Below are 25004 nucleotides of genomic sequence, written 5' to 3' on the forward strand. Positions count from 1 at the left end.
TTTATATTATTTTTTTGTGAAATTAAAATGAATTTTTATCTTGAATTCGTGTTAATTCGTGTAATTCGCGTCGTTTTTTTATTACTCTCAAAAGTTACATTAATTTTATCTGTGCTAATCAGCTGAAATCTGTTTAATAAACCTGCTACTTATTTTATTGGTAGAAGTAACGGACTATCATAATAATAAATCCTAATAAAACTTCTATCCTATTAATTAGCCTACATTTATTAGTTTAATTAAATCTGTTTCTGTAATAATCGGAATATTTAACTTGCCAGCCTTTTCTAGTTTAGCAGGGCCCATATTGTCTCCCGCCACGACATAACTAGTCTTTGCAGAAATCGAGCTCCCTATTTTGCCTCCATTGTCTTCAATTAGCTTTTTCAATTCATCTCTAGAAAACTGCTCAAAAACACCCGACACTACAACTATTTTTCCCGCAAGTTTAATAGTGGCATTGGGATTTATGTTTTCAATAATTTCTAATTGTAATCCATAATTTTTCAACCGCTCAATAATTATTTTATTTTCTTCCTTATCAAAAAATTCAAGAACACTTTTAGCAATTTTTTCGCCTATTTCATCAACTAAAATCAAATCGGTCAAGGTTGCCTGACTTAATGCATCAATATTTTTATAATGCTTAGCTAATTTTTTAGCTACGGTCTCTCCTACATATCTTATTCCCAGAGCGTATAAAACACGTTCGAATGGTATACTTTTTGAATTCTCCACCCCTTTCACCAAGTTATCAGCAGATTTTTGTGCCATTCGTTCTAATGGAAGGATTTGCTCTACCGTCACTTCATATAAATCGGCATAATTGTGTGCCAGACCATTGTTGAATAGTAAGGCAACTGTTTCTCCGCCGAGTCCTTCAATATCCATTGCTTTCCTCGAAATAAAATGTTGAATCCTTCCAATGATTTGTGGAGGACATCCATAAAAATTAGGACAATAGTGATTGACTTCCCCTTCATATCTAACTAATTCCGTACTGCATTCTGGACAATGCGTAATGTAGTTTGTCCGTTCTGCATTTTCAAGGCGCTTGCTTAAATCTACAGCAATGATTTTAGGAATAATCTCTCCTCCTTTTTCCACAAATACAATGTCTCCTATACGAACATCTAATTTTTCAATTTGGTCTGCATTATATAAAGAAGCTCTTTTCACGATAGTCCCTGCTAATTGCACCGGCTCTAAATTAGCAACTGGCGTAATTGCACCCGTTCTTCCTACTTGATAAGAAATAGAATTTAACGTAGTTGAAACTTGTTCTGACTTGAACTTGTATGCCATTGCCCAACGCGGAGATTTAGCAGTATAGCCCAATTCATCTTGATATTGAAAATGATTTACTTTTACCACTACCCCGTCCGTTTCATATGGCAAATCGTGTCTGTGTGCATCCCAATAATCGATGTACTGAAAAACTTCCTCTAAATTATCAGCCAGCGTCGCTTCCTTGGGTACTTTAAAGCCCCATTTCCTAGCGCTTTTCAAGCCATCAAATTGAGTAGTAAAAGGAAGGTTGTTTCCAATTAAAAAATACAATAGACAATCTAATGGTCTTTTAGCAACTTCGGAACTATCTTGTAATTTTAAACTTCCTGAGGCGGTATTCCTTGGATTGGAATAAGGTGCTTCTCCAACTTCAATTAAGTCCTGATTCATTTTTTCGAATCCGGCAAAAGGCAAAACTATTTCTCCCCGTATATCAAATTTATCAGGAAAATCGCCTTTTAATTGTAACGGTACCGACTTAATTGTTTTGATATTATTAGTAACGTCATCCCCTTGAAATCCGTCTCCCCTGGTAACGGCTCTTTTTAGTTTTCCGTTCTCATAAGTAATGCTGATAGATGCCCCGTCGTATTTTAATTCGCAGGTATACTCTAATGGAACGTCACCCAATACTTTCTGCACGCGCTTTTCCCAATCGATTAAGTCTTCTTTAGAATAAGAATTATCTAAAGAATACATTCTGTATTCATGAGGGACCGTTTTGAAATTTTTAGTAATTGTACCTCCCACGCGCAGCGAAGGGGAACTTTCATCAAAATATTCAGGATGTTTTTTTTCTAAGTCTTGTAGCTGTTTTAGTTTCAGATCAAATTCATAATCCGATATGGAGGGGCTGTCCAAAACATAATAATTATAGTTGTGTTTGCTTAATTCGTCCCTTAATTTTTGAATCGTATTTTGAACATCCATAGAAAAAAAATTGGCTATTATAGTATTTGAAAATCGCATACTAAAATAGCCAATTTAAAACAAATATCAAGAATAATTATCCCTCAATAATTGAATTTATTTGCTTGTATAATTGTCCGTCACTTAAAAACGCACCCTGCTGTATCAAAGCAAAAAGGGACGTGTTGCGTTCTTCCGTAAACTCCTTTTTACCCACTTTCATCTCAATTGTATCCGTAAACATATTATCACTAAGCCATTGCAATCCTTCTTTAGTTAAAAAGTCAACGTCAGTCATCAATGATTTTAGAACGATAGACCGCACATGAGTATCGAAACTCTGGAAAAGAAAGATATGGTTTTTTGAAAAATGTTCTAAATATTCAGCTCTTGTTAAAACTCCTTCCCAAACTAGATCAGAAAAAACATCTAATTCCTGTTCAGCAACTTCCGGTTTGTCCGCTTTGATTGTATCCCATTCCGCTTTATCAATTGTTTGAGTTGCTAAAAAAGTACTAAACTCTTGTGTTAGCTCCTCAAATTGTTCTTTTGTTAATCTTGTATACTTCATAATGAAATTTAATAATTTATGCTTTGAAATAGTGATTTAAAAAATATAATTTTGATTTATAAGTCCAATTACTTTGGAGTTTGCAAATTTAGAATTAATAAACAAAAAAGTCCTTCTTTTCAAGAGGCTTTTTTATAAAATATTTAGAACAGATTAGAATATATATCTAATTCCAAACTGCGCTTGCCATCTTGACAATAAACTGGCATCGTAGGTGAATGTTTTAGTTTGCTCTCCGCTAAAGGTGTAGCTTGGTATTTTTGTTGCTTGATCAACAGAAACTCCAATTGGCTGTACACTATTAGGGATTTGAACTAATCCCCAATCAGAATTAATAAGGTTCCCTACATTTAATACATCTACGCTAAATTGGATTGTATTGGTTTTGTTACCTGAAACTTTAAAGTTATAATCTTGCATAAATTTCATGTCCCATTTTCCTCTCCATGGAGATAAAGCACCATAACGTTCTGCATACTGACCTCTTCTTCCACTCATGTAATCGTCTTGGCTTATGAATCTATCAAATGCCGCAGCTTGTCCAGCAACAGGAAAGTTCATAGTACTAATTTGAGCAGTTGTAGGTATGAATATTAAATCATTTCCAGACGCTCCATCATTATTAATGTCTCCACCATAAGTATAATTGAAACGACCGCCTTGAGCATATTCGAAGAAAGTAGAAATAGTGGTTGACCATTTATCATTACCATATCTCCATTTTTTTGAAGCTACACCTATGAAACGATTTCTATCACCATATTTAGAATTAGATAAAGTGGCATCATTTACATTTCCTAAAGCAGGATTAAAAGCAAAGGCATCACCAGCAATTTCAGCTTCAATACTATTTACATCTAACGATTTTAAATAGTTATAACCCAAGCTCGCAAACAAACCATTATCAAAATTCTTTTGTATTTTAATAGAGGTATTAAATGCACTTCCTTTATTTGTGTTAGTCAATACATATCCATTTGTAGCTGCCGGAAAACCATAATCAGTCCAAGTACCTTGGTCATTAGCACCGTAAATAGCTCTGCTATCAGCACCAACTAATTGGCTCGTTGGTTTCTTTAAACCCCAATTTTGAACTTGAACTCCATTTAAGTCTTTATTGAACGAGGCATCTACTGTTACAATGTAGTTGTTACTGAATTTGTGATCGTATCCTAAACTTGTTCTCCAAACCTGTGGAAATTTAAAATCTGGATTTACTACTTGGTAGAAAAAAGGATCTGAACCACCTACTTGATTTCCAATCCATACGAAAGGAAGTCTACCGGTAAAGATACCAGTACCTCCACGAAGTTGTTTTGTTTTGTCTCCTGTGATATCCCAATTAAAACCAGCTCGTGGTGACCAAAGAATGTTGTTATTTGGCATTTTTGTAGAATCAAAATTAACTACACTACCATCTTTAGGATTGTAATAATCAATATTTGGCAAATATCCTTCTGAATTTTCAGTATCAATAAATTTTTGTGCTAAATCTGAAGTATTAAAATACAAAGGCTTATCAGCTCTCAATCCGTATATCAATTTGAAATTATCATTAATATTCCATTCATCCTGCACGTAAAGTGCAACTTGACCAACGTTTAGTTCAGCTAAGTTCCACCCACCATCTACACCGTCAGGTAAAGCATTTTTAGTGTTAAAAGTGTTTTGCGCATCTGCAATTGCTTGCTCATAATAACCATTTGCAATATTAGCGTCAAATCCAGCCAAATCAGTACTCCCGAAAACGTCAAAACCATAACCTTTTAGATTAAATGAGTTTTTAAACATAAATTTTTCGAATGAAAACCCTGCTGTATAAGTGTGATTTCCTTTTACTATATTTAAATTATCAGTAATCTGAATTACTTTTTGATCCAGTTTATTATTAATAGAGAAAGGCTCATGACCAGCAATAATATAAGGAGAACCCGCTTTTGTAATATTTATTACTGGGGCTGGTGAAGAAAATGGTTTTCTGTAGTCATCAAAATGAGTATAACCAGCTTGTAATTTATTCGTAACCACTTCACTAAATTTTGAGTTTAACTCTACTAAGAACGAACTGATTTTATTATTGATTTGGTATCCCGAATTTGCGAATTGCAAGGTATTCGCATCAGGACCTCTACGAATAAGAGCCGTAGGATGCGCAGGCTTATCTTTTGAAGCATCAAGGAAATTGTAAATTACAGCCAATTTATGATTGTCATTGATATTCCAGTCAAATTTAACAATCCCCTTGGTTGAATTAGAATTGTGTGTAAACCCTTGGTATGCTCCTGTATTGTATCCTAAATTGCCTAATTCAGTAGAAACATGCATTAAGTCAGTGGCTAAAACTCTGGATTCATTTACACCTGTTTTACCATTCCCGTCGTTAGCAACAAAATTCGAACCTGAATCACTTCTTTTGTCAATTTCAAAATTGGCAAAAAAGAATAATTTATTTTTGACAATTGGACCTCCAATACTCACACCTGCCTGAGTTTGTTCTAATGAAGGAACAAAAATTTTTTCTCCTTTAATTTTACTACCAGTTAAATCTTGATTTCTGAAAAAAGCATAAGTCGTACCGTGAAATTCATTTGTCCCTGATTTTGTAACCGCGTTAACAGAAGCTCCGGTAAATCCAGACAATGTTACATCATACGGCGCGGTAGCTACTTGGATTTGCTCAATTGCATCTAAAGAAATAGGTTGTGAACCCGTTTGCCCTCCAGGAGTTGCGGCATCTAATCCAAAAGGATTATTGAAAACAGCACCATTTAAAGAGTAACTATTATACTGATCATTTCTACCACCAAAAGAACCACCACTCGCGGAAGGCTCTAAACGTGTAAAATCTTCGGCAGATCTTGAAATAGTAGGCAAAGCGGTTAATTCTTTTCTACCAATTGTGGTTTCTGCTCCTGTTCTCCCTGCTCCAAAAACTTTATTTTTAGAACCAGTAATTACAACTTCACTAAGTTGTTGACTTTCATCCTGCAACAAAATATCTAAATTAAATGGCTTGCCTAATTCAAGAAAAACATCATTTATCTCCTGTGTGCGAAATCCAATAAAGGTTACCAAAACTTTATATGGTCCGCCAACCCTCATGTTTAACATGCTGAACCTACCTTCTGAATTTGATAATGCTGAATACTTAGATCCACTTGGGGTATGAATTGCTAAAATAGAAGCACCAGGAAGTAGCTCAGTATCTGAACTTTTTACTGTTCCTTTGATACTGGACGTTGTACTCTGAGCCATCATAGTGTGCAGCCCAAAAACAAGCAACAATAAAGTAATAATTTTTTTCATATTTTTAAGTGTGTGTTTATATGGCGCGAAATTAAACAAAAAAAAATCACCCCGAAGAGTGATTTAAATATATTTTTAACAAAAAGTTAACGAGATGTTATTCTTCTGCTATAATCTCGTAAGGCAATTCGACAATTACATCTCTATGTAAACGAACGCTAGCTGAGTACTTACCAGTACGTTTAACGATACCGCTAGTGATGAATTTTCTATCAATTACTTGACCTCCTTTTGCTAATACCGCGGCGATATCAATATTCGTGATCGAACCGAATAATTTTTCTCCACCTGCTTTTGCAATAATTTTAATTTCGATAGCTTTTAAAGCCTCAGCTACTGCTTCCGCATCGCTTATTACTTTAGCCTCTTTATGTGCTCTTTGCTTTAGGTTTTCAGCTAACACCTTCTTTGCAGAAGAAGTTGCTAAATGCGCATGTCCCTGTGGAATTAAAAAGTTACGACCGTATCCGTTTTTCACAGTTACAATATCATCTTTAAATCCTACATTTTGTACGTCTTTTTTAAGTATAAGTTCCATGTTGTTGTCCTTTATAATAGAAGTTAGGTTTCATGTTTCAGAAAACCAACAACTGAGTTAAAATATTATTTAAGTAAATCGGCCACGTATGGCATTAAAGCTAAGTGACGTGCTCTCTTAACAGCTACAGACACTTTTCTCTGAAATTTTAATGAAGTTCCAGTTAAACGACGAGGAAGAATTTTTCCTTGCTCATTTACGAATTTCAATAAGAAATCACCGTCTTTATAATCGATATACTTAATACCAGATTTTTTGAAACGACAATATTTTTTTTGTTTATTGGTTTCTATGTTTAAAGGCGTAAGATATCTGATATCTCCGTCTTTTTTTCCTGAAGCAGATTGTTGTAGTGTTGCCATGATTTAAGCTTTTGTAGATTTTAATTTTGTTCTTCTTCTTTCAGCCCAAGAAATAGCGTGTTTGTCTAAACTTACAGTTAAGAAACGCATAACTCTTTCGTCACGTCTAAATTCTGTTTCGAAAGCAATTAGAACTTCTCCTGGTACTTTGAATTCGAATAAGTGATAAAAACCACTTTTTTTGTTTTGAATTTCGTAAGCCATTTTTTTAAGGCCCCAGTCTTCTTTCGACACCATTTCGGCTCCTCTAGTAGTAAGAAAATCTTCAAATTTGCTTACTGTTTCCTTTACCTGAACATCAGATAAAACGGGATTTAAAATGAAAACAGTTTCATAATGATTCATAAATATTTATTTATTTGTTAATTTGTGTGCAAAAATAACTTTTATTTTTCAATAACCAACATTAAAATATATTTAATCGACGTATGACAAAAAAACCGATGTTAAAATATAATCACATTGAAAAAAAAGATATATTTACTACAGATATTAAATACTAAAATTATGAAGCTAAATTGTGTTGTTGTTGATGATAGTTCGATCCAGCGAATGATTATATCCAAGTTAGCAAATAATCATCAAGGTTTACATTTAATAGGTGATTTTTCAAATGCAATTGAAGCAAGAAGCTGCATGTCTATTCACAATGTGGACTTAATCTTTCTTGATATTGAGATGCCTGTAATTAGCGGTTTTGATTTTTTAGATGGATTAAAAATCAAGCCTCAAATTATTTTTATTACTTCCAAAGCAGAGTATGCTATGAAAGCATTTGATTATGACGCAACGGATTATCTTCAAAAACCGATTGCATTAGATCGATTTAACGCCTCTGTGATTAGAGCGATGGATTTACACTTACTTAAACAAGACACCAAGGAGGAGGACGGAGAACATATTTTCATTAAAAGCAATTTAAAAAAATTGAAGATTTTTACTTCAAAAATAAAATGGATCGAAGCTTTTGGCGATTATGTAAGAGTAGTAACTGAAGACGACAGTAACTTGGTCCTTTCTACCATGAAGGCTTTTGAAAACGATCTATCAAAAAAGAAATTTGTAAGGGTCCATAAATCATATATCATTAACATTGATAAGGTAGAACGCTTCAATAGCAAATTTGCAGAAATTGGTGTCACTAAAATACCCTTAAGCAGAAACAAAAAAGAAGATTTAGTAAAAGCACTTTCTTATGTATAAAAAATTACTTTACTAAAAATCGACGTTTATCGCTACTTTAATCGCTCTGTACTGAGCAACTGAGTCAAAACTGTTTAACATTTTTTGGATAACATTTTTAGTACTTACTATTGAAATATTTGTAGGTATCTTGATTATTATTGTTCTGATGTATTCGTTTCTTATTCTGTTTATCGCTGGTTCCTCGGGACCTAACACGGGGATATTTAAATTTTGGCTCATCACTTGATACAACCATATCGACCCTTCCTTAAGTTTGTCAAAATCACGATGCTTTAATGTGATTTTTATAATCTTAAAATACGGCGGATATTTATAAATTTGTCTGTCATATAACTGTTCCTGATACATCCCTGCATAATCATTATTAGTCACTTGCTGTATCGTATTGTGATCCGGATTATAGGTTTGAATAATCACCTTTCCTTGTTTTTCTGAGCGTCCTGAACGTCCAGAGACCTGTGTCATCATTTGAAAACTTCTCTCAAAAGCCCTGAAATCAGGATGAAATAGCATATTATCAGCATTCATGATTCCTACCAAACTTACGTTATCAAAATCAAGTCCCTTCGCTAACATTTGTGTCCCCACCAGAATATCTACTTCCCTATTTTTAAAACTATCGATGATTTTTTCGAATCCAAATTTGCCACGGGTGGTGTCCTGATCCATTCTTCCTATTTTATGGTCTGGAAAAAGGCTTAGTAACTCTTGTTGTATTTGCTCCGTTCCAAAACCCTTGGTAGTCAAGTCAACACTCGAACAGCTATGACAATGAGTTGGCTTTGCAATAGAATACCCACAATAGTGACAGCGCAGTTGGTTTTTATGCTTATGATAGGTCAAACTGACATCACATTGCTGGCAATGCGGCACGTGCCCGCAAGTCATGCACTCTAACAAAGGAGAATATCCTCTCCTATTTTGAAATAGAATTACTTGTTCACCCAATGCAATGGCATTTGTAATTTCCTCGATTAAGGTATCACTAAAATGGCCTTTCATCTTTTTTCGAAAATATTTATCCTTTAAATCAACCAGTTCGATATTCGGCATCATTACGTTCCCGTAGCGCTCCTTGATTTCTACCAAGCCATATTTCTCCGACTTGCCATTAAAATAAGTTTCAATACTAGGTGTTGCAGAACCTAATAGGACTTTTGCTTTATAAAAATTAGCCAATACTACCGCCGCGTCACGGGCATGATATCTCGGCGCAGGATCAATTTGTTTGAAGGTTTGCTCATGTTCTTCATCCACAATTACAAAACCTAAGTCAGCAAACGGCAAAAATAAAGCCGATCTCGCTCCAATTACTATTTGTGCTTTTTCCGAGTTTTGCAAAACTTGTTTCCACACTTCCACGCGCTCATTATTGCTATATTTAGAATGAAAAACAGCCACTTTATTTCCAAAAAAAGCTCTTAATCTCCCGACTAACTGAGTAGTAAGTGCTATTTCTGGTAACAAATAAAGCACTTGCTTTCCAGTAAGTAGGTACTCCTCTATTAGTTTTATATAAATCTCCGTTTTTCCACTGGAAGTAACACCATGCAAAAGACAAACCTCTTTGCGGGTAAAACTATCTTTTATCTCGCCAAAGGCTTTGTGCTGTGCTTCACTCAGCTGTAATTCCACTTCTCTAGTCTTTCCTGTAAAATTTACGCGGTCCTCTTGTAGGTGATAATCTTCAAATATTTCTTTCTCAATTAATGCTTTTATGATTGCCGAGGTAGAATTAGCTGCCTCAACCAGCTTCTTTACAGTAAGCGGTTTCTTATCAGAGGCGTTAAGTTGAAAATAGGTTAAAACAATTTCCTTCTGTTTATTGGCATTTTTAAGTGTTTCCAATAGCTCCCCTAAGCCCTCATTAGAATCGTATTTAGGGTGTAGTCGAATGTATCTAACTAATTTCGGTTTATAACTTTCTCGCATTTCTTCCTCAAGCACTAATATATTTTTGTCAATCAGTTTTTGAATGACCGGAAAAATATTTTTCTTATTCAAAATTGCAATTATATCCTGAACTTTAAGTGATGATTGCTGCTGTAACGCCTGAAATATCAAAAATTCATCATCGGAAAGTCTGCTTTCGTCAACAAAAACATCAGTTTTTTTAGAAATTACCGTTTCGCTTTCCAATAAGAAAGCGCTCGGCATCGCACCGCGATATACATCACCTATCGCACACATATAATACGATGCAATCCATAGCCAATGAGCAATCTGAATCTCAGTAACAATAGGATGTTCATCAAGGATTTGATGAATTTCTTTAGCCTCGTATAATGTGGGTTGATTTTGATGGGTTTCTACAACCAATGCAGTGTAAATCCTAGTTTTACCAAAAGGAACGGCCAGTCGCATTCCTTTCTTAATATAATGGTATTCAGCTTCCGATATACTGTACGTGAACGTTTTGGCAAGAGAGAGCGGTAAAATTACTTCGGCAAAAAAAAGCATTATTCGAAAATTGTACGTTAATTAATGGAGTTGAAAAACAAAAGAAATTATTGAACTCTGTACCAATATTGTGTTCTCCCCAATAAAGCGAAGCCAATATAACCTCGTACTTTAAGCTTATTTTTTGATTCTAACGTAATAAAACATTTATATACTTTTCCGGTTTTGGGGTCTAAAATTTTTCCTGAGTTAAATTCATCTCCATCTTTTTTAAGTCCTTTTATCACTGTCAACCCTAAAACAGGTTTATTTATATCTTCCCCTTCGCAATTAGTACAACGGTCTTTTCTATGGCTCGCGTCGAAGATTTCGAGTACTCTTCCATAAATCTTTCCTGATTTTTCATAAATTTCTACTATTGATTTTTCATCACCGGATTGATCATCTATCGTCTTCCATTTTCCAATAACTCCGTGACCTTGAGCGTAAAACAATGTTGATACAAATAGCAATATTAATGTGATACTTTTTTTCATAATTTTATTTTTATAATTCAAATGGAGACAAAACCTTTATTTATTTATAATTTGACAGGTCTTACTCACAACCAATACGTTTATCTGGCGGTCAAGCAGCTGATTTTTATCAAACATACTATAAATTTTACAAAAATCATTTACAATAATTTAATATTATTATTTCTTTTTAAGTTAGTAATCACAGCATTTAACTCAAAACCGAGAAGTAAAATCATACAGTTAATCCAAATATAGAACATCACAATTAATAAAGTCCCAATAGAACCATAAAGTTGATTATACTGAGAGAATTGGATAACCCAAATTCCAAAAAAGTAGGAAATAATAATGATCCAAATTGTAGTAAAAACAGAACCGATTGATATGAAAGCTCTCGTTTTGTCATGTTTTGTTCCAAACTTAAAAAGTATTGAAGTTGTGATTAAAATCATTAAAATCAAAAAACTATACCGTCCCATGACAATCAAAGGAATTTGTTCATTTAGCACCTGATTAGCGGTTAATCTATGAATAAACACTTCAAAAACAACAATGACCCCGACCGTAACCAAAAGCAACATCGATAAAAACACTGACATTCCTACCGCAATCATATATTGCCGGAAAAAACCTCGTTTTACCAAAACATGTCTCGAGTTTTCAAAGCCTCCCAAAATAGCATTTAAACCATTCGCCATAAGAAAAATAGACAATATAAAACCCGTAGACAACAAACCGGAATTACTGTTATGGAGAATGTCATTCACAATATTTTCAATCGCATAAAACGTATTAGGAGGAACGCCCTCGGATACAAATTTCAAAAAATCTTGTTGGAACCCTTGTATCGGTATGTATGGAATAAGGTTAAAAATAAACAGCGCAAAAGGAAATAAAGCCATGAAGAAACTGAATGCAATCGAACCGGCTCTATTTGACAAAGTCCCTTCGGCAATACCAACAATATATAATTCTAGTAAATCGTAAAGACACAAGCCACCCAACCACTTTAATCTAACGCCCTTCAAATAATGGACGAAATTACGCAGTAGCGGGATTCTATTTATTCTTTCTTCAATTTCTTGACTCATTGTGTTCAGGTTGCAGCCCCGACAACTATCGGGATCAGATTGTGAAAACCGCTTTTTTATGTTGCTTTTAAACTCAAATCCATATTATAAACAGAATGTGTTAAGGCACCCGAAGATATGTAATTCACACCACATTCCGCATATGCTCTTATGGTTTCTTCATTAATGTTTCCTGAGGATTCCGTTAAGCTTTGATTCCCAATAAAAAGGACTGCTTTTCTGGTCATTTCATAATCAAAATTATCCAATAGAATCCTGTAAACCCCTCCACAAGCGACTATTTCTTTAACCTCGTTTAAGTCTCTAGCTTCCACGATGATTTTCAAATCGAGTTCTTTTTCCTTAAGATAGCTTTTGGTTTTGGCTATAGCCAAAGCGATTCCGCCAGCAAAGTCAATATGATTGTCTTTGAGCATGATCATATCATACAAGGCAAAACGGTGGTTCTCGCCTCCTCCAAGTTTCACGGCCCATTTCTCGGCTACGCGAAAACCAGGCGTGGTTTTACGGGTATCTAATATTTTAGTATTCGTTCCTTCAAGTAATTGGACAAAACTATTGGTCTTGGTCGCAATGGCTGACATCCTTTGCATCGAGTTCAAAACCATTCTTTCCGCTTTAAGGATCGATTGTGAATTACCCGAAACATGAAAAACCACATCACCATATTTGACTGGCATGCCATCAGCTATAAAAGTCTCTATCGTTAAATTAGGATCTATGTAATGAAATATCATTTTGGCAAATTCAACACCGGCAATAATTCCTTTGTCTTTCACCAGCAGCTTTGCTTTTCCTTGGACTAAATCCGGAATACAAGCCAGCGAACTGTGGTCGCCATCGCCCACATCTTCTCGGATAGCATTTGAAATAAGTATCTGTAACTCGTTTTTAAATTGTGCGTCACTAATCATTTTATAGAAAATTTTTATACTGCTAAAGTAGGCTATTTTTGTCAAATGAGAAATTTGTTTCTTGATAGATTAGCGTTTTATTGGTTTCTTAATTTCGTGTTTCTTAAATAAAGAGTACTTTTGAAAATAGAAATAAAACTAATTATACCCGCTAAAAACTTAAAGATATAATGTACGAAATAACTCATTCAAACGAAAGTTCCAAAATAATAGAACTTGTTTCAAAATACATTGATCTGAGTATTACCTCGTTCAAGCAAATAGAAAGAACAGTAGTTAGAGTTGATAAACGTGATCCGATGTATGGTGGTAATGGAATTGTGTACTTACTTCAAATGTTTGACGAAGGTGAATTAACAAATAATCGTATCGGTGCTTACATGGTGTTTTTTAACCAAGGCGACGAAGCAGGTTTTCATACTCATGGCTCACGTAATGAAGAAGAACTTTATGTTGTCTTGCATGGGCAAGGAGAATATTCAGAGAAAACAAAAGACGCTGGAATCATTCGAAAAAAAACAGTGAAAAAAGGAAGTATTACTGCAATGAGCGGCAAAGGTTTTCATTCCCTCTTAAATACATCTGATGAACCACTCATTGTTTTTGTTATTACTACCAATGAGCCAAAACAATTGAATTAGAAAATACCTCAAAATTAAGGTCTCATCTTGTAAATCTTAAGAGTATTTATTAGTTTTATCCCAAATACTCGAAAATCAAAATGTCTTATTACAGTCAAAGAGAACATGACGTCCATTATACTCTTTTTTATCGCCTATATTCTACTTATGAGCTTTACCGGTGCTGTTAGTTTAAACTCCGCTCCACAAGAAAAATGGGAATTAGCAAAAAGAAGTGGCAGAACCTTAATTTCCAAAACTTCTGGCGCTGCTATAGAGTTGCAAGAGTTTTATTTACTAAATGACAGCGATAGTTTTACGAAGGCCAGAACCCGCAATGGCAAAGCCTTTTAAAGTACCTGAACTTGCAAAACCACAACTTACGGTCTCAGAAAATATATCGAAATCAGTTACACATCCAAAAGTGACATCATTAATGGTTGCTATGACAATTTAAAAGAAAAACTTTATTTCGCAACCCCTTACATCGTGGTTGGTACTTGGTAAAACTGCGACTTTCCCGGTTTGGAATACCAAAAAAGAAAATAGCCGTTATGATAGGTTACTATATCATTAAAAATGAAGTATTTTTCCTTTCTTTCGTAGTATAATTTGCTGTCATCATACCCTAGGAGCTGTTTTATTTTTATAAAATTACTTACATGCAATCTGCTAGCATTTATAATAAAGTCACTTTTTAAAAGTAATTTCTATTCAAAAAATTTTCATGTCGTTTTTATTATTAAAATAAGTCAATATAAATTCCTCTATAAAGTACCACTATTCCATGAAGTTTGACTAACGTCACAAATGCCTAACCTTAATATAAAGCATTTTATCACACTATAAAAATCGAATTTCTAAACCTTTAAAAAAATTAAACCGATCCTAAAATATTTCTGTATCAATTATGCGAAAACCATTGCGGCGTAGGATTTTAGTTATTTCAATAAATATATATTAATTTAGTACCAAACCTTACCGTTATGAATGAAAAACTACTTTTTACAATGAATCGCATAGCAGAAAAACTATGGTTCAGACCATTGATTTTCTGTTTGCTTTCTATTTTGGCAGCGCTAATTGCGCAGGTAGCTGACAGTACCCGTCTTCATGAATTAGTTCCCAAAATAAATACCGAATCCTTGGAAGCTCTACTCGGTACCATCTCAGCAAGTATGTTGGTGATTTCCATTTTCGCAGTAGGCTCTATGGTTTCAGCATTTTCGGCAGCAAGCAATACGGCCACTCCCCGCTCTTTTAAACTTATTATTGCCGATGATGTTTCGCGAAATGCTCTTTCTGTTTTTATAGGTTCCTTTATCTATAGTATAGTAGCCACGATCGCTTTAAATAATGGCTACTACGGTATAGCAGGGAACTTTACTTTATTTATATTTACATTGCTATTTTTCGCACTGGTTATTCTTACTTTTTTACGATGGGTAGAGCGTATCTCTAGATTGGGACGTATGGAACATACTATTAAATTAGTAGAACAAGCCACCGAAAATGCATTAAAGAACCGATTAGAGTCGCCTACGCTAAACGGAATTAGAATTGATTCCAATCGAGAAAAAGGTTCGGCTGTTTACGGTAAAATAACAGGTTATGTTCAGCAAATCTATATGTCTAAGCTACAGGAAATTGCAGAAAGATTAGATGCATTGATTACTATCAACGCAGTTCCTGGAACGTTTTCTGCTATGGACAAGCCCTTATTTTATATTTTGTTAAATGAAAAAACAAGCAAAGAGGAAGATTATAATGACTTAAGGAAAGCATTTGTGATAGGAAATATGCGGTACTTTGATGACGATCCCCGGTTCGGGCTCATTACTTTAAGCGAAATCGCCAGTCGTGCATTATCTCCCGCAGTCAATGACCCCGGTACGGCAATACAGATAATCAGCAGTCATGTGCGTTTATTTTCTTTATGGGCAGAAACAGTTGATCCGAAAAAAGAAGAAAAAGAAGAGTACGACCGCATCGCGGTTCCTGAACTTGCCATTGGAGATCTATTTGAAGATGCATTTAGACCCATAGCCCGCGACGGTGCCGGAAATATCGAAGTGATGATCCGCCTTCAAAAAGCCTTCAACAGCGTATATGCCATCGATAATTCTTCCATGAAAATAGCCGCTATGTATCACTCTCATGAATCTTTTGAAAGAGCAGAAATCGCAATGGAGCTTAAAGAAGATCTTAATAAAGTGAAAAATGAGGCTTTATTTACCAAAAAGTCCTAAAAATACTGTATTTATCACCTTTTATGGAACCCATTTATGCAGCATTAAAATCCTAAACGTCAAAAAAGGTTTTTCATACAATTTGGAATCAACGTACAGCGGGTTTTAGCATGCAAAAAATAAAACTTCTACTTCTATGCGTTATTATTCTATTTGTTTCGACGGTGTCCTTCCTTCTCACAAAATGAAGGCGAGACAAAGAACACTGATTCCGCAGATACTTCCTTGCTTAAGGACTTAACTAAAAAAGATCCTTTACAGAGGGGGAAGCACATTAAAATTAAATCAAAAAGGCGAAGCTAAAAACGCAACTAATGTCTGTAGAAACAAATGATAATCTAAAAAAAACGGATCGAGAGAAACTGCGACCGTCTCTACGCGAGAAGGACTCATGATGAATTGCCTAAAATTCTAATGAAAGAGGAATTGAAGTCATATCGCTACATTATTGTACCGCGCGAGAAGGAAACAAAACCACCCTTCCTGAAATTATTTGGACAATGAATATCAATCGCCTGCGTTTAATGTGGAATTGAATAACGAGTAATTCAGTATATGTCTTTTTTTTTATGCCTTTAATCACTTACCTTCGCCTCCTATTTATTCTGAATGGCGCGTTTGTAACCCATATAGTGATTCTTACAAGGCAATTCAGCGACAAAAAACTGATTCCTAAACTAGGATTTTACCAGTAGTTATCATTACTACAAAAACTGCAACTATGAAATTAATTTATACCCTTCTTTTTTCGGCACTGCTGAATCTAAGCTACGCCCAATCTACAAGTATTTATTTAGAGAAGATCAGAAATAATGAAGCTCAACTAACAGCTTTCTTTTCCCAAATGCCAAAAGGAGGCGATTTGCACCACCATTTTAGCGGTTCCATTTATGCCGAGCCGATATTAGAAGATGCCATCACCGAAGATTTTTACCTAAACACCGCCACTATGGAGGTGCTAAAGGAAAAACCAGATACTGGAAACTGGGAGAAATTCTCTACGCTTAATAAACGCGGTGAACTTGGTGTTTACAAACAACGAATAATGGAAAAATGGTCCATCAAAGACTATAACGAAGTGAGTTATCCTTCAAACAAATTATTTTTTGAGTCTTTTGAAAAGTTTAGTCCAGCCATCGTGGGACATTTTGGAGAAGGCTTATTAGAACTAAAAAACAGAGCAATTAAAGAAAACGTGAGTTATATCGAAACTGAATTCTCGACTATCCCTTCAAACATCAATACCGCTGACCTCTTTGGTTTTAATACCCAATTAAGACAATTGGCAAACAACAGAAACGAAAAAGGAGTTAGAGCACTCCTTGATACTCTATACAGTACGATGCTAAAAAGAGATGCAGCAGCAGACGCCGAGGATTTCAACACGAACTTTGTGGCGAAACTGCACCATGATTTGAAAATTGATGATGAACGTTTCACGATGCGTTATCAAAATTTTGTTTTACGTTTTATGGAACCCGTTGCTTTGTTCAAAAATTTAGTGATCGCCTTTATCTCTGCAGACAGTAGTGAATTAATGGCTGGTGTTAATATTGTTTCTCCAGAAGACGGCGAAACCTCCATGCAAGATTACTGGTTGCACATGGTGATGTTCAACTATTGTCACAGTAAATTTCCTGATGTAAGATACTCCATGCATGCGGGCGAACTTACCTTAGGACTTGTTCAACCCGAAGACCTGACCTCGCACATCAACGATGCTGTTTATACCGCTGGAGCTAATCGCATAGGTCACGGAGTTGACATGGCTTATGAAAGTAAAGCATACGAGTTGTTGCGCTATATGGCTAAAAATAAAGTAGCCATCGAAATTAATCTGGTCAGCAATGAATTCATTTTGAAAGTAAAAAATAATCGACATCCTATCTCGCTATACAATACATTTGGAGTTCCCATTGTCATCAGTACAGATGACGCCGGTATACTAAGAACGAATATGACCGAGCAATATGTTTTATTAGCTAGCAGATACAAAGAAATCTCCTATGCTGACATCAAGCAGTATGTGTATAACAGTATTAATTACAGCTTTATACAGGACGAAAAAGTAAAGAAAAAACTAATAAAAGATCTTGACAGTCGTTTTGCCACTTTTGAGACTAATTTCCCTTTAAAATAGACCCAAATGAATATTAAACTGATCGCTATTGGTAAAACAGATAATAAAGCATTGCAATCTTTAATTGACGATTATACCAAGCGCTTGTCTTTTTATATCAAATTTGACCTAGAGGTAATTCCAGATATCAAGAACGTAAAAAACTTATCTGAAAACCAACAAAAAGAGAAAGAAGGCGAATTGATTTTGGCAAAAATATCTCCTACCGACCAATTGATTTTATTGGATGAAAACGGGAAAACCTTTTCGAGTGTAGGATTATCCGAAGAATTACAAAAGAAGATGAACTCTGGCGTAAAAACTTTGGTTTTTGTCATTGGAGGTCCTTATGGCTTCTCGGATATGGTCTATGCCAAAGCACAAGGAAAGATTTCTCTTTCGCTAATGACTTTTTCTCACCAAATGGTACGTTTGTTTTTTATCGAACAACTATATCGCGGGTTTACGATTTTGAAGAATGAACCCTATCATCATCAATAGTTTATAAATTAGATCTAAAATTATGGTGTACAACAAATTTTACCTTTTTAAAAAACGGAAAGCACATTTTGACCTTTTTTTTGATCACACTGTTTTTTAATTTTCTCCTCAAAATTTTTTAATCGACGTTAATTTTTTTTTGAGTATTTTTTTATCAAAAAATTAATTATAAAAAGTTATTTTAGCGCATCCATAAAATTACCTAACCAAACATAATTTATTGTTAAATCAAGTTTAAATTGTGAAAATAAAATTTACATTTAGGATTCATTAATCTTAATTTTTAAACCATGAAAAACGTAGTAATATTTATTGCAATTTCTATTTTTAGTTTAGTTTCTTGTAGTAACAGCGATTCAAACGCGGATCCTAGCACAACAAATTTTACTGCCGTATTAAATGGCGCAAATGAGGTACCTGCGAACAATTCAACTGCAGCTGGAACCGCGACGCTTACGTTTAATAATAGTACAAAAATATTTTCGATTACTGTAAATCATAATATTGCATCGCCTACTGGCGGGCATATACATATGGGAGCAGCTGGTATCAATGGTTCTGTCGTTTTTCCATTTACTACTTTAACCACCCCTTTTACCTATACCAGCGCTGCTTTAACTGCGGCACAAGAATCGGATTTGAGGGCCAATCTTTATTATGTCAACATTCATACCACTGCATTTAATGGTGGAGAAATAAGAGGTCAACTCGTTAAGAGAGCGACTAATGGTGGAGGTAGCGGAGGAGGCTATTAGAAATAATTTATTTTCTATATCCTTAAAAAAAAGTTTCTTAATCAAACTTCACAAAATAAAGTGAAACTTATTTTTTTACATTTATTTAGGCATTTAAAAATATATTACGAATGAATGATCTAAAACCAATAAGTTCATATCTCTAACTACTTGTAAATAAATAAACTCCATGTCACCATTTAAAATTATACCTTTTTTGGTACTAACTAAATTCCGAAAAAAAAATCTTATCTTGAATATATTCACCAAATGATATGTTTTTATCATAAAAAATTGAGACTTCACATTCGTGTTCAATGAATACATTATTTAGATTTTTCGCCAATTCATTTTTTGGAAATACTTTATAATTAAATTGTACCGAACCATTTTTCTGGGAGAATATAAAAGATTTAAACTTTTCCGGCTTTTCCATGTTATAAAAGACCTCCGTGAAAGGAATAAAAGCCATATTCTTCACGATACTGTTGGCATAAGAATAATAATTCTCGGCCTTTCCGTTTTTATGGGCTTTATCTTTGCGTTTTTTGTATTGCAATGTCATTACCTCAGGAGTAACTAATTTCAACGGTAAGCGCTAATCAATATTCAAAATCCAATTGGTCGTACTGATGCTGTTTTTTCGGTTAACTTCCACGAAAGTATCTCTACCGTTTGCCCTGAAAAAGAGATAAATAGGCGAATGATCTTTAAGATCACTTACTACGGTTATATTTGATTTTGATAATAAGCTATCTTCTTTATTTCAGCAAGAAAATCCTAGAAAAAAAAAACTAAACTTAAATATTTCATAAGTACAAACTGTTTTTTTTAAAAGGAATATTATCTTAATTTGCTATTTTGATTTTTATTTGAATCCTTAACTTAACTTCGTCTCGCTTTTCTACATTCGTGTTTGCATCGAATTGGCAACAAGTTCATCTCCGCCTTACACATTGATTTTATTCCAAAGTTGCACACATTCCACCGCTTCTTTCACATCGTGTACCCGGAGAATATTTGCCCCTTTAGTCAAGGCAATCGTATTTAAGACTGTAGTTCCGTTCAACGCTTCTTTAGCACTGGAATTCAAAGTTTTATATATCATTGATTTTCTGGATATTCCAATCAATAAAGGCAATTCTAACAGTTGGAACAATTCCGTTTTCCGTAATACTTCATAGTTCTGGTCTATCATTTTGGCAAAGCCAAAACCAGGATCAATAATTAAATCGTTAATGCCAAGACTCCGTGCTTTATTTATTTTTTCTGAAAAATAGAAAAGCATTTCTTTGACTATATCTTCGTAGTGGGTCATGCTCTGCATCGTTTGTGGAGTACCGCGCATATGCATCATAATGTACGGAACTTTATATTTAGCAATAACCCCAAGCATCTCGCTATCTAAGCTTCCAGCCGAAATGTCATTGATGATGGCAGCACCGTTCTCAATGCAAGCTTTGGCGACTTCATTTCTAAAAGTATCAATGGAAAGTAATGCCTCCGGAAAATGCTTCAATATTAATTGAACCGCAGGGATGATTCTACCCAATTCTTCTTCTTCAGATACGAACTCCGCACTTGGTTTACTGGAGTAGGCTCCAACGTCAATAAAAGTGGCACCATCAGTTAACATTTTTTCAACTTGAATCAATAGTTGGCTTTCGTCATTGTACTTTCCGCCATCGAAAAACGAATTGGGAGTCACATTCAAAATCCCCATTACTTTAGGAATTGATAAGTCGATAAGTTGGCCTTTACAGTTAATTGTCATTCTATTTATTTTGTTTTACAGTCTCAGTTAGCTTTTTCATTTTAAATCCTTACCTATTCAATGATAGTTACAGTGCAAAAAGATCTTATTTTTCACCACTTCGATCCGTCACTTCGGGAGATATAAAAACATCCTTTTAAATAGGCGAAATTATTTCCTCTAGCTCTAATTTCTATATAAAATGAAATGTCTTTTTCTTCAAGAAGGTGAAATCTATGTTTCTATGTGATGAAATTTTTAATTTATTTTTAATGCATTTGCCCTGATAATCTTCGCCCTTCATTCCTGATTCAAAAAAATTATGCTATTTTTGATAAAATTTTAGACAAATATACATCAATAATGAAGAATACGTCCCAAGAATACGATAACGTAATTGCGAATTGTCGTTCGCTATTTATCAATAAAATGACCGATTACGGGAGTGCTTGGCGCATCTTACGTTTGCCTTCATTAACGGATCAAATCTTGATAAAAGCGCAGAGAATTAGAAGTTTACAGGAAAATGAAATTAGAAAAGTAAACGAAGACGAAACCGGAGAATTCATCGGGATCATCAATTATTCGCTAATGGCTTTAATCCAATTGGAACTGGGAGTGGCACATCAACCGGATTTAGATGTGGAAAAAGCAACTGAATTATATGATGCTAAAGTCAAACTGACCAAAGAACTAATGGAAGATAAGAATCACGATTATGGCGAAGTATGGCGCGAGATGCGTGTAAATTCATTAACCGATTTGATTTTGCAAAAATTACTTCGCGTAAAGCAAATCGAAAACAACAAAGGAAAAACAATCGTTTCAGAAGGTATTGATGCCAACTATCAGGACATGATCAATTATTCCATTTTCGCATTAATATTAATGGGTTTCGCCAAATAAATAGCAGATAAAAATGAAAAATATAATTACACAGTTCTCCAGGATATTCGTTGGCTTACTTTTCATCATTTCAGGACTCATAAAATTAAACGACCCAATAGGTTTTTCTTATAAATTAGCCGAATATTTTAGTGAGCCCGTTTTTAATCTCCCATTTTTAGTTCCGTTTGCATTAGGCTTGGCTTTGTTTTTAGTCATTGTCGAAGTAGTTCTTGGTGTAATGCTGCTTATTGGAGAAAAATCTAAATTTACGATTGGGAGTTTGTTGCTCATGATTGTATTATTTACGTTCTTAACTTTCTACTCGGCCTATTTCGATGTTGTGAAAGATTGCGGATGTTTTGGTGACGCCTTAAAATTAAAACCTTGGGAATCCTTCACAAAAGATATTATTTTATTAGTCTTCATCTTTATCTTATTCATTAATCAAAAATTAGTGAATCCTCTTTTTACAAAGAGCGTTCAAAATATTATTACCTACGCCAGTATCTTACTATGTATGTTTTTGGGGGTTTGGGTACTTAATCATTTGCCTATAATTGACTTCCGACCCTTTAAAGTGGGAGCCAATATTCAAAAAGGAATGGCGGTTCCTGAAGGTGCGCCAAAGTCTGTCGTGGAAATGACTTTTATCTATAATATAAATGGAGTCGATACCGAATTTTCGACAGATGATTTGATGAATCTTCCTGACGGAGCAACTTTTGTAGACCGAAAAGACAAAGTAATCACCGAGGGATATGTCCCTCCTATTCATGATTTCACGATGATGAAAGACGGTTCTGATTATAAAGATGAGTTTTTAGCAGCTCCAAAATTACTACTGTTTGTCGCATATGACTTGACCATAGCTGAGGAAGGCGGTATGGAAAAACTGGAAAAATTAAGCCAGGAAGCCAAGGCCAAAGGATACATAGTAATTGGAATGACCAATTCTGCTGTGGAAGAAATCGAAAAAGCTCAGAACAAATATGATCTTACTTTTGACTTCTATACCTGTGATGCAATAACTTTAAAGACCATTGAAAGGGCTAATCCTAGTATTGTAGTGCTTCAAGAAGGAACTATCAAACAAAAAGTTCATCACAACGACATCGATGATCTAAAATTATAAATAGTCCAGATGTTCAAAGTTCTAGAGGAAAAAGCACCCTCTACTTCTACCACATTTAGCCCTTGACCGCAGATAAATAAACATGCTGAAATACTTTTTAAATAAATTTGGATATGCACTGCTTACCCTTTACGGGGTGATCACTGTTATTTTCTTTTTATTTAATGTTTTACCTGGAGATCCTGCACGCATGATGCTGGATCAAAATGAAAATTCAGAGCAACTGGCATTGATTAAGAAGAAGTATGGTTTTGACAAACCCATTGCTACCCAGTATTTCTACTATCTCAATGACCTATCGCCTCTCTCACTGCACAGCAAAACCGACTCCGATTACACGTATTTAAGCGAAGGAAAATACAATGCACTACCGTTATTTAGTTTCACTAATTTAAAGCTCGTAATCAAGGCTCCTTACCTAAGGGAAAGTTTCCAGAAAAGTGGTAAAAAAGTATCTGAGATAATTGGGAACACACTACCCAATACTGCTCTATTAGCCTTTTTTGCCATTGTGATTGCTATTGTTTTCGGTATTCTTCTTGGAATCATTTCAGCGTTGCATAAAGACACGTGGATCGATCGTTTAATTGCACTAATAAGCACGTTAGGAATGAGCATTCCTTCCTTTTTTAGTGCCATTTTGTTTGCTTGGCTTTTTGGTTTTGTCCTGCACAAATATACACACCTAAACATGACCGGGAGTTTGTATGAAGTAGATGACTTTGGTGAAGGAAGTTATATTCAATGGAAAAATATTATTTTACCCGCAGTGGTTTTAGGAATCCGTCCGCTGGCGGTGGTAATCCAACTGATGCGTAACTCCTTACTCGAAACATTTGGTCAAGACTACATCCGTACTGCGAGAGCCAAAGGACTATCTGAATTTAAAATCATTAGAAAGCACGCTTTAAAAAACTCCTTAAACCCAGTCGTTACAGCGATTTCGGGATGGTTTGCCTCAATGCTTGCAGGTGCCGTTTTTGTTGAATTTATTTTTGGATGGAATGGTTTAGGAAAAGAAATTGTGGAAGCGCTGAACAATCTGGATTTACCCGTAATCATGGGTTCCGTGCTGGTGATTTCGACTACTTTTGTGGTTATAAATATCCTAGTAGATATTATTTATGCCTATCTCGATCCTAAAATTAGATTAGCATAGTGCTTAAAATTAGCATTTTGGTGTGTTTTACAAATAAAAACAGCAGTCAACTCCTAACATAATTCATTTTAAGCCCAACTATTACGATTTCATTCTTGATTTCATCACGAAACTGCTCGGTTTTGTTATTTTAAAAAGGAGTCTTCAATTTTTCTTAATCCGCATACCCTAATTAAATTGTTTGTTTAACTTTGTTAAAAATAAAAAAATGAAAAAAATAGTTGCTTTATTAGTCGGTTTCTTAACGTTTTCCTGTTCCAATTCAAATACGGAGAAAACTACATTTTCTAAAGAAGCTTTATCCGAGACATTATTAGCGCCTGATGGAAGTCAAGTTGCATTTCAGGATATTTTAAAGAAACACGAAGGAAAAACGGTGGTCATAGAAATGTGGGCCTCTTGGTGTGGGGACTGTGTAAAAGCGATGCCAAAAATAAAAGAACTACAAGCTAACAATCCAGACGTCGACTACGTATTTATCTCAATGGACAAAACAGCGGATAAATGGATATCAGGCATCGATAAACATGAACTTATAGGAGATCATTTTATGGCCAATGACCAACAGCAAGGAGTCTTTGGAAGCGCCATCGATTTGGATTGGATTCCAAGATATATCATTGTGGATAAGACAGGGAAAATTGTTTTATATCGCGCGATAGAAACTGATTTTGATAAAATCAACGAAACGTTAGCATCCTTAAAATAAGACTATTTCAAATAGAACTAAAAACGAAGAACTAA

The 25004-nt window shown here is 34.7% G+C and carries 23 protein-coding genes; 11 read left to right on the forward strand and 12 right to left on the reverse strand.

The annotated features are described in order from the left end of the window. Positions 1-216: 216 nt before the first annotated feature. From ligA to rpsF, 6 genes are all read right to left on the reverse strand, one after another. A complete protein-coding gene (gene ligA, locus A3SG_RS0107555; protein WP_029596673.1) occupies positions 217-2220 on the reverse strand; it encodes an NAD-dependent DNA ligase LigA in 2004 nt (667 codons plus the stop codon). A 76-nt stretch (positions 2221-2296) separates the two neighbouring features. After that, a complete protein-coding gene (locus A3SG_RS0107560; protein WP_016989423.1) occupies positions 2297-2770 on the reverse strand; it encodes a DUF6495 family protein in 474 nt (157 codons plus the stop codon). 153 nt (positions 2771-2923) lie between these two features. Then, positions 2924-6076 carry a carboxypeptidase regulatory-like domain-containing protein gene (locus tag A3SG_RS0107565; RefSeq protein ID WP_016989424.1) on the reverse strand — a complete coding sequence of 1051 codons (3153 nt, stop codon included), beginning with the start codon at positions 6074-6076 and terminating at the stop codon, positions 2924-2926. A gap of 97 nt (positions 6077-6173) precedes the next feature. Beyond that, positions 6174-6614 carry a 50S ribosomal protein L9 gene (gene rplI / locus A3SG_RS0107570; protein ID WP_016989425.1) on the reverse strand — a complete coding sequence of 147 codons (441 nt, stop codon included), beginning with the start codon at positions 6612-6614 and terminating at the stop codon, positions 6174-6176. Positions 6615-6679: 65 nt separating this feature from the next. After that, complete coding sequence (rpsR, locus tag A3SG_RS0107575) at positions 6680-6976, reverse strand: 30S ribosomal protein S18 (protein WP_016989426.1); 297 nt, start codon at positions 6974-6976, stop codon at positions 6680-6682. 3 nt (positions 6977-6979) lie between these two features. Then, the gene (gene rpsF, locus A3SG_RS0107580) at positions 6980-7321 is read right to left on the reverse strand and encodes a 30S ribosomal protein S6 (RefSeq protein WP_016989427.1); all 342 of its coding nucleotides are present in this window, start codon (positions 7319-7321) and stop codon (positions 6980-6982) included. Positions 7322-7483: 162 nt separating this feature from the next. On the opposite strand from rpsF, the gene A3SG_RS0107585 reads away from it, so the two are divergent. Then, on the forward strand, positions 7484-8179 hold the full coding sequence (locus A3SG_RS0107585; protein ID WP_016989428.1) for a LytR/AlgR family response regulator transcription factor: 696 nt from the start codon (positions 7484-7486) through the stop codon (positions 8177-8179). 12 nt (positions 8180-8191) lie between these two features. On the opposite strand, the gene priA is transcribed toward A3SG_RS0107585, so the two are convergent. The 4 genes from priA to nadC all read right to left on the reverse strand — a co-directional run bounded on the left by priA (position 8192) and on the right by nadC (position 13105). Beyond that, positions 8192-10642 (reverse strand): primosomal protein N', encoded by a 2451-nt coding sequence (gene priA, locus A3SG_RS0107590; protein ID WP_016989429.1) that lies wholly within the window; start codon positions 10640-10642, stop codon positions 8192-8194. Positions 10643-10689: 47 nt separating this feature from the next. Beyond that, complete coding sequence (locus A3SG_RS0107595; protein ID WP_016989430.1) at positions 10690-11118, reverse strand: DUF2147 domain-containing protein; 429 nt, start codon at positions 11116-11118, stop codon at positions 10690-10692. Positions 11119-11258: 140 nt separating this feature from the next. Then, positions 11259-12191, reverse strand: coding sequence for a YihY/virulence factor BrkB family protein (locus tag A3SG_RS0107600; protein ID WP_016989431.1), 933 nt, complete (start codon positions 12189-12191; stop codon positions 11259-11261). A 56-nt stretch (positions 12192-12247) separates the two neighbouring features. Further along, positions 12248-13105, reverse strand: a complete 858-nt coding sequence (nadC, locus tag A3SG_RS0107605) for a carboxylating nicotinate-nucleotide diphosphorylase (RefSeq protein ID WP_016989432.1) — start codon at positions 13103-13105, stop codon at positions 12248-12250. A gap of 170 nt (positions 13106-13275) precedes the next feature. Between nadC and A3SG_RS0107610 the strand changes: the two genes are divergently transcribed. From A3SG_RS0107610 to A3SG_RS19355, 6 genes are all read left to right on the forward strand, one after another. Continuing rightward, positions 13276-13746, forward strand: a complete 471-nt coding sequence (locus A3SG_RS0107610) for a cupin domain-containing protein (RefSeq protein ID WP_016989433.1) — start codon at positions 13276-13278, stop codon at positions 13744-13746. 105 nt (positions 13747-13851) lie between these two features. Continuing rightward, complete coding sequence (locus A3SG_RS0107615) at positions 13852-14079, forward strand: hypothetical protein (RefSeq protein WP_198008505.1); 228 nt, start codon at positions 13852-13854, stop codon at positions 14077-14079. 632 nt (positions 14080-14711) lie between these two features. Beyond that, positions 14712-15974, forward strand: coding sequence for a DUF2254 domain-containing protein (locus A3SG_RS0107620; protein WP_016989435.1), 1263 nt, complete (start codon positions 14712-14714; stop codon positions 15972-15974). A gap of 721 nt (positions 15975-16695) precedes the next feature. After that, a complete protein-coding gene (locus A3SG_RS0107625; protein WP_016989436.1) occupies positions 16696-18114 on the forward strand; it encodes an adenosine deaminase in 1419 nt (472 codons plus the stop codon). Between the two features lie 6 nt (positions 18115-18120). Further along, positions 18121-18594 carry a 23S rRNA (pseudouridine(1915)-N(3))-methyltransferase RlmH gene (gene rlmH, locus A3SG_RS0107630; RefSeq protein ID WP_016989437.1) on the forward strand — a complete coding sequence of 158 codons (474 nt, stop codon included), beginning with the start codon at positions 18121-18123 and terminating at the stop codon, positions 18592-18594. A 290-nt stretch (positions 18595-18884) separates the two neighbouring features. Continuing rightward, a complete protein-coding gene (locus A3SG_RS19355; RefSeq protein WP_016989438.1) occupies positions 18885-19349 on the forward strand; it encodes a CHRD domain-containing protein in 465 nt (154 codons plus the stop codon). 202 nt (positions 19350-19551) lie between these two features. Here A3SG_RS19355 and A3SG_RS22270 read toward each other — a convergent pair whose 3' ends face one another. Together A3SG_RS22270 and folP are read right to left on the reverse strand one after the other, a co-directional pair. Next, the gene (locus tag A3SG_RS22270; protein WP_016989439.1) at positions 19552-19917 is read right to left on the reverse strand and encodes a hypothetical protein; all 366 of its coding nucleotides are present in this window, start codon (positions 19915-19917) and stop codon (positions 19552-19554) included. Positions 19918-20277: 360 nt separating this feature from the next. Then, the gene (folP, locus tag A3SG_RS0107645) at positions 20278-21102 is read right to left on the reverse strand and encodes a dihydropteroate synthase (RefSeq protein ID WP_029596674.1); all 825 of its coding nucleotides are present in this window, start codon (positions 21100-21102) and stop codon (positions 20278-20280) included. 342 nt (positions 21103-21444) lie between these two features. Between folP and A3SG_RS0107650 the strand changes: the two genes are divergently transcribed. The 4 genes from A3SG_RS0107650 to A3SG_RS0107665 all read left to right on the forward strand — a co-directional run bounded on the left by A3SG_RS0107650 (position 21445) and on the right by A3SG_RS0107665 (position 24969). Then, entirely contained in the window at positions 21445-21987 is a 543-nt protein-coding gene (locus A3SG_RS0107650) for a DUF1599 domain-containing protein (RefSeq protein WP_016989441.1), read from the forward strand. A 13-nt stretch (positions 21988-22000) separates the two neighbouring features. Continuing rightward, positions 22001-23101 carry a BT_3928 family protein gene (locus tag A3SG_RS0107655; protein WP_016989442.1) on the forward strand — a complete coding sequence of 367 codons (1101 nt, stop codon included), beginning with the start codon at positions 22001-22003 and terminating at the stop codon, positions 23099-23101. Between the two features lie 82 nt (positions 23102-23183). Then, positions 23184-24260 (forward strand): ABC transporter permease, encoded by a 1077-nt coding sequence (locus A3SG_RS0107660; protein ID WP_016989443.1) that lies wholly within the window; start codon positions 23184-23186, stop codon positions 24258-24260. Between the two features lie 208 nt (positions 24261-24468). Further along, positions 24469-24969 carry a TlpA family protein disulfide reductase gene (locus A3SG_RS0107665; protein WP_016989444.1) on the forward strand — a complete coding sequence of 167 codons (501 nt, stop codon included), beginning with the start codon at positions 24469-24471 and terminating at the stop codon, positions 24967-24969. Positions 24970-25004 lie beyond the last annotated feature (35 nt).

Origin of the sequence: Flavobacterium sp. ACAM 123, assembly GCF_000264055.1 — a bacterium.
Classification (GTDB): domain Bacteria; phylum Bacteroidota; class Bacteroidia; order Flavobacteriales; family Flavobacteriaceae; genus Flavobacterium.

Coding starts and splice junctions, on each gene's coding strand:
- A3SG_RS0107600 (WP_016989431.1), bottom strand. CDS start 12,191: ATGAGTCAAGAAATTGAAGAAAGAATAAATAGAATCCCGCTACTGCGT.
- A3SG_RS0107560 (WP_016989423.1), bottom strand. CDS start 2,770: ATGAAGTATACAAGATTAACAAAAGAACAATTTGAGGAGCTAACACAA.
- rlmH (WP_016989437.1), top strand. CDS start 18,121: ATGAATATTAAACTGATCGCTATTGGTAAAACAGATAATAAAGCATTG.
- nadC (WP_016989432.1), bottom strand. CDS start 13,105: ATGATTAGTGACGCACAATTTAAAAACGAGTTACAGATACTTATTTCA.
- rplI (WP_016989425.1), bottom strand. CDS start 6,614: ATGGAACTTATACTTAAAAAAGACGTACAAAATGTAGGATTTAAAGAT.
- A3SG_RS0107655 (WP_016989442.1), top strand. CDS start 22,001: ATGAAAAATATAATTACACAGTTCTCCAGGATATTCGTTGGCTTACTT.
- rpsR (WP_016989426.1), bottom strand. CDS start 6,976: ATGGCAACACTACAACAATCTGCTTCAGGAAAAAAAGACGGAGATATC.
- A3SG_RS0107610 (WP_016989433.1), top strand. CDS start 13,276: ATGTACGAAATAACTCATTCAAACGAAAGTTCCAAAATAATAGAACTT.
- priA (WP_016989429.1), bottom strand. CDS start 10,642: ATGCTTTTTTTTGCCGAAGTAATTTTACCGCTCTCTCTTGCCAAAACG.
- ligA (WP_029596673.1), bottom strand. CDS start 2,220: ATGGATGTTCAAAATACGATTCAAAAATTAAGGGACGAATTAAGCAAA.
- A3SG_RS0107660 (WP_016989443.1), top strand. CDS start 23,184: ATGCTGAAATACTTTTTAAATAAATTTGGATATGCACTGCTTACCCTT.
- A3SG_RS0107585 (WP_016989428.1), top strand. CDS start 7,484: ATGAAGCTAAATTGTGTTGTTGTTGATGATAGTTCGATCCAGCGAATG.
- folP (WP_029596674.1), bottom strand. CDS start 21,102: ATGACAATTAACTGTAAAGGCCAACTTATCGACTTATCAATTCCTAAA.
- rpsF (WP_016989427.1), bottom strand. CDS start 7,321: ATGAATCATTATGAAACTGTTTTCATTTTAAATCCCGTTTTATCTGAT.
- A3SG_RS0107565 (WP_016989424.1), bottom strand. CDS start 6,076: ATGAAAAAAATTATTACTTTATTGTTGCTTGTTTTTGGGCTGCACACT.
- A3SG_RS19355 (WP_016989438.1), top strand. CDS start 18,885: ATGAAAAACGTAGTAATATTTATTGCAATTTCTATTTTTAGTTTAGTT.
- A3SG_RS0107650 (WP_016989441.1), top strand. CDS start 21,445: ATGAAGAATACGTCCCAAGAATACGATAACGTAATTGCGAATTGTCGT.
- A3SG_RS0107620 (WP_016989435.1), top strand. CDS start 14,712: ATGAATGAAAAACTACTTTTTACAATGAATCGCATAGCAGAAAAACTA.
- A3SG_RS0107615 (WP_198008505.1), top strand. CDS start 13,852: ATGACGTCCATTATACTCTTTTTTATCGCCTATATTCTACTTATGAGC.
- A3SG_RS0107625 (WP_016989436.1), top strand. CDS start 16,696: ATGAAATTAATTTATACCCTTCTTTTTTCGGCACTGCTGAATCTAAGC.
- A3SG_RS0107665 (WP_016989444.1), top strand. CDS start 24,469: ATGAAAAAAATAGTTGCTTTATTAGTCGGTTTCTTAACGTTTTCCTGT.
- A3SG_RS0107595 (WP_016989430.1), bottom strand. CDS start 11,118: ATGAAAAAAAGTATCACATTAATATTGCTATTTGTATCAACATTGTTT.